5 protein-coding genes and 1 pseudogene are annotated in these 5,155 nt (G+C 39.6%); all 6 read right to left on the reverse strand.

What is annotated here, in order from left to right; translation table 11 throughout:
* Window positions 1-242: 242 nt before the first annotated feature.
* Window positions 243-644 (reverse strand): hypothetical protein, encoded by a 402-nt coding sequence (locus tag N483_RS24720; RefSeq protein ID WP_023398299.1) that lies wholly within the window; start codon window positions 642-644, stop codon window positions 243-245.
* A complete protein-coding gene (locus N483_RS27560) occupies window positions 634-1,704 on the reverse strand; it encodes an RHS repeat-associated core domain-containing protein (RefSeq protein WP_023398298.1) in 1,071 nt (356 codons plus the stop codon). The genes N483_RS24720 and N483_RS27560 overlap by 11 nt, the downstream gene beginning before the upstream one ends.
* Window positions 1,705-1,998: 294 nt before the next feature.
* Complete coding sequence (locus tag N483_RS24730; protein ID WP_023398297.1) at window positions 1,999-2,328, reverse strand: hypothetical protein; 330 nt, start codon at window positions 2,326-2,328, stop codon at window positions 1,999-2,001.
* 350 nt (window positions 2,329-2,678) lie between these two features.
* On the reverse strand, window positions 2,679-3,236 hold the full coding sequence (locus N483_RS24735) for a hypothetical protein (protein WP_063383407.1): 558 nt from the start codon (window positions 3,234-3,236) through the stop codon (window positions 2,679-2,681).
* Window positions 3,230-4,714, reverse strand: a complete 1,485-nt coding sequence (locus N483_RS24740) for an RHS repeat domain-containing protein (RefSeq protein WP_023398294.1) — start codon at window positions 4,712-4,714, stop codon at window positions 3,230-3,232. The genes N483_RS24735 and N483_RS24740 overlap by 7 nt, the downstream gene beginning before the upstream one ends.
* A 173-nt stretch (window positions 4,715-4,887) precedes the next feature.
* A pseudogene (locus tag N483_RS27390) lies at window positions 4,888-5,155 on the reverse strand (transposase); the annotation flags it as partial.

The following is a 5,155-nucleotide window of genomic DNA, read 5'->3' on the forward strand; positions in this document are numbered from 1 at the left end:
GGTGCACTTGGAACTTGAATTCGGGTTTTATTCTTAGGCCAGAAACAGAAAAAACCCAGCAAATGCTGGAACTTTGGGTTGGGTGTCTTTTGTACTTCAGATAAAAGAAAACCAGCTCCCGCTGGCTTTCGTTTGCTTGTTGGCTGCGCCTTTTGGGTTGCTCCCAAAAAATGTAAACTTGATTAAACCTCATATTAGTAGAAAGTCGATATCAAGGATTTGATCCCTCTAGTTGCTGACCCTTAAGACCATGTTCTACAGCTCAAAGGGTTTCCACCTTTATCAAAACCCCAAGCTAAAATAATATTGCTCTTTGGATCAACATCATAATAAATAAGACACTTTCCTATATAATCTTGAATACTATAATTAGACAATACCTCATGAGCACTATAATGATATCTTAACGTACCATTATCCATCTCAGTGATATGAGTTAAGCCTTCTCCGCCTAACAAATAATCAGATCTTATTAATTTCCCAGCATTATCAGAGTCAAAAGGGGGATGTTCTTTTATATTTTTACCAATATCCATATCTAAATACCTTTTATAATCCTGATGACCAATAACACAACCTGCTAAGCCAAGTGATAGTAGAATATAGATAGTTTTAACAAAACTTTTAATAATTTTAGTTTCCATACTTATCATCCATTAGTTCATAAGTAGCATAAGTATAATTGTACGGTCTTGCCGCTGCTAAAAGCGTCAATCTATAAGAGTGAGGCATTGTCACAATTAATCCGACTCCATTATTGGTAACAATATCTCCCTTACCTAATACATTAGTAAACATATCATGAAGCCCATCATGAAACTCAGCAAAAGAGTCCATATATGGCCCTTTAGCAATATCCTTCATTACTCCAGCTTGGTCTGACATCCCCCAGTAATGTTCATCAAGGTTTTTCTTGACTTGTTTACCTACATCACTGATTCCTTCTTGCTTAAGATGAACCTCGCCCGTTTTGTTATATTTGCTACTGACACTTTTGTAAATAGCTTCAGCACTCATAGTTAAAGCTTGAGCCATTGCAGCCATTTTAGCGCCTTTACTACAAGATCCACCTGCTGCTTTGCCTGCGCCACATCCACCAAGCGCTGAAACTGCGACTCTTTGTGCAGCATCTCCCCAGCCACTAACACTACCAAAATTAGCATAACCACCAGCAGCGCCTGCAATTGCACCTGTAAAAGCCCCTCTCAGTGCTCCTTTCAAGCTTCCTGTTACTAGTGCTCCACCTATAGCGCCTCCAACTGCACCAGCAATAGCACCAGTAGCCACAGCTCCCGTAGCCGTCAAAGTAGCCGCAGATGTCGCGGTTGCAGCAGTCCCAAATGTGCCCGCAGTTCCCCAACCAGCTACCCAGCCAGATGCTGCACCGTAAGTAACGGCAGTTGCAACTATTGCGACTATCGGCTTCCAGTATTTCTTAACCAACTTTTTGAGTTTTTTGAAAAAGAAACCTGATGGTTCGGTATAACTCAACGGATTATTCAGCACATAACTATATCGGTTATAGTTCTGCAAATTACTCGGCGCTTGCACAAACGGATCCGCCTGCATAAACCGGCCCGTGTCTGCATCGTAGATCCGACCATTCATATGAATGATGCGCTTGACGCCACCCAGCGACACTTGCTCATGCCCTGTGTAAGCTTTAAAGTTATTAGACACATCATCAAAAATTGATATGGTCACCTCTAGTGCATAATGCCCCCTTGTGGCATCTGTTGGTGCAACTAAGGTTTGTTTGCCACAAGTAAAAATGAAGATAAAAAAGTCAATTTTGAATTGGGGTCATCTGAAATTCTTGACAGATATTTATGATTTGGTGCCAAGATATCAGGACCCAACACCTAAACGCCAGATAAAAGAAAACCAGCTCCCGCTGGCTTTCGTTTGATTCGCTTAGGTTGCTCCCAAAGAAGCCAAACCTTCAGGCAACCGACTGCGGTGAGTTAAAAATTGAATATCAACAGCCTCCAATTTCCCTTATTTAACGTATCCGCCAATCATTAATATAGTGAGAACAAATTGGCTTGCAGCTAACACAAATGCAACTAATAGCAAAACTCTACAAGTGTCCATTTTAGATATAAGTTCGCTGTCGTTTGTTGATTTATAGCGAGTCGTTAATATTAACTTTAACAGTTTATATGAACTTACAACATTGTTGTTCCCGAGCAATTCGAAAGAACCATAATCTGTCCATAACTCTCGATACTTATTCTTGAGTATTTTTGTTGCGCTATAACAAACTGGTAAATACCAAACACTCACAATTCCTAATGCAACTAATTGCAAATACCACATTGATTTCATTTTATTTTCCCCCTAGTTGCCGCCAATCACCCGGCTATCTCCAACTGAATTTTTAATGCTAACTCCGCCAACATAGTCCGGTGAAAATACGAATGCACCTCCTGTAGAAGACGTTACATATGTAGCACAGAGGCATTTTTGCGATGACATATATGGACACTCCATTTATGTCAAAGGTATTCTGTTACATTGACAATTGGTTTGGATATAAAACTAGAACTACCTACTGCGGAAATTAAGCCAGCTGTCCAAAAACCCATGACCAAAATTATCACCATTAATGTCTACTTCAACACTTCCGGATTAAAGGTCACATATATGGAAACTCCATTTATGTTACCTATTTTTCATTATCTTTCCGTAATAACTATTATTGGGAGCGAATCAAATTCTTTTACCAAATAACCTTTATCAAAAAGGTGAAATTTAAACGTGGCATTATCAGAATATTTAATACAAGAGTTTTTCAAAAATCCAACATTCTCTTTGAAAGTAAAACAATCTTCTATGCTGGACCCTTTTTCAAAAAAATTTTCCGTGTCTTTTTTAACAAATACACCGTCAAGTTTTTTGTGTCTAACTAACCCAAAAAACTCTATCACTCTTTCAGCATCGATATGTAAATATCCAGAACGGAGATTTTTAATTATGTAAACCTCGTATTCCGCATCAAAACCCCCTTTTCCTAAAGTGTTTTTGGATTTAATGAACATCGTATTGACAAATTTTGCAAGTTCAAAATTAGATAACATCGCGATTGAATATTCGTCGCTATTTGTCATCATTACAGGAATATAGTTTTTAGCAAAGCTTGGCAAATAAAAATCAATGTTCGTTTCCATATTTGCATTCACATTGAGAGATATTATGACTACTAGCAGCCATTTAAATTCCAATTTTTTTACCATGTGTCTGTCGCCTTATCCCAAATTGTTCTTTGATACACAGGCCTAGAAACTCCCCCCAGAGACAGGAGAGCGTAATCCTTTCGTAAAGGGGCGCCCATCCACGCCCTATATTTATTCTCAGCTTGGCTTACCGCATCAGGGCCAATTGAATAAGATTGTGGATCACCATAGCCTCCGGCAGTTCTTGTATGTGCAAGTTCATGAATAAAAGTCGTTCCATCATCCATCGATGGCCCCCAAGGTTCGTTAGCTACCAATTCCCCAAATGACTTATTGCCTAACATTGTATTTTGAACATTACCATCAAAATATATTGTATTTGAGCCTGTTGGAACATGAGGGCCACATGCACCTCCGCACTGAAAATTGTATGGCGAAGTGCTTTCAGGCAACACACTTAAAGTTTCATTGCTACTTCTAAATTTGTTTAGCAAGTTTTGCCCAGTCGGAGATTGTCCAGCATCTTTAATTGCATTTAATAAATCGTCTGTACAGCCTGATTTTCCACAATCTAAATTATTCTCAATAAACTTATCTGATTGGTAATCTCTTACTCCCCAAACTAATGAAGAAGTTGCGGCCCCTACAATTGCTCCTGTTCTAAACCCTTTACCAAAACTGCCACCAAAAAATACTGAATTAACCCCCCCAGTAAATCCTCCTCCGAGCGTTCCGCGTATAAGGGCTAAAGATAAATGCCTTGCACTTAGAGACAGTCCTCTACCAATCATGCCGCTAAGTGGACCTGTAAAGACGTTACCGATGGCACTTGAAAGTGAACCTGTGATGAAGCCTTTTAAGCCTCCTCCATTAAGTAAAGCAAGACCATTATTAACCATTGTTCCAACCCATGGCATACCCGCCATAGCAAAACCGACTCCAATAACTGTCGATAAGTGACCTCCAAAAACTTTGTTAACCTTTTTAAACAACTTCTTAAACAAATACCCACTCGGATCCGTGTACGACAGCGGATTATTCAGCACATAACTATATCGGTTATAGTTCTGCAAATTACTCGACGCTTGCACAAACGGGTCGGTTTGCATAAACCGCCCAGTATCTGCATCGTAGATCCGACCATTCATATGAATGATGCGGCTGTCATCACCTATTTTTATAGGTTCATGACCCGTGTAGCCTCTAAAGTTATCTGACACCACGTCAAATATTCTTTGCGCACTGGTGAAGTTGAGCGCATCTGTTTCATTTATCGCACCATGTGACTTTTGCGCGCCAAATACATCGTATGAATACCGGGCTAGTAACTCGTAATTTCTGTTCGTCACCGCAATGATTGACCCTTGGTGGTCCGTAAACATCCATTGCAGCGCACTGTTGCCATTCATAAAGTACTTTTGTTGAGCGTCATTGCCAATATAGCGTTTGACAAAAGCAGTGTCGCCACCTTCTGTCGAGCGAACCGTCAGCTCTAAGAGAACAATTTCACATGACACCCAATTTAATTTATACCACAAATGCTCCCCTGCTAACTTCAAAACAGAAACAAATCACACAAACATGTTGGATTAGCATTTATTTGCCTCAGGCGTTGCTTAAATTTGGGCTTTCGAAGGGATTTTAGACATGAGTAACCCAATAACTCTTAATTAGTTATGGCTAAAGTAGATGATTTTAATACGTATGCAGGCTAAGCGAGTAATTCACTACACTGAGCCAAGTTAGCTCGTCGTTTTAACTTTAAATGTTCGCAGTATTTTTGTTTTGCGTCTGGTCTGCCAACTGACCCTTTAAAGACTTTGGTAAAATTAGTGGTGAGTTTTAACCAATTCTCTGGTTGGATATTAAGCCTCGCTAAAATGGGCTGAGAGTCCGTGATAAATCCACGTTTGTCTTCACGCATACACCGACCTGTTAAATCAACAAGTTCAACATAGTATTTAAATTCAAACGGTAAC

The organism is Pseudoalteromonas luteoviolacea NCIMB 1944, assembly GCF_001625565.1.
In the GTDB taxonomy this organism is placed as follows: Bacteria; Pseudomonadota; Gammaproteobacteria; order Enterobacterales; family Alteromonadaceae; genus Pseudoalteromonas; species Pseudoalteromonas luteoviolacea_F.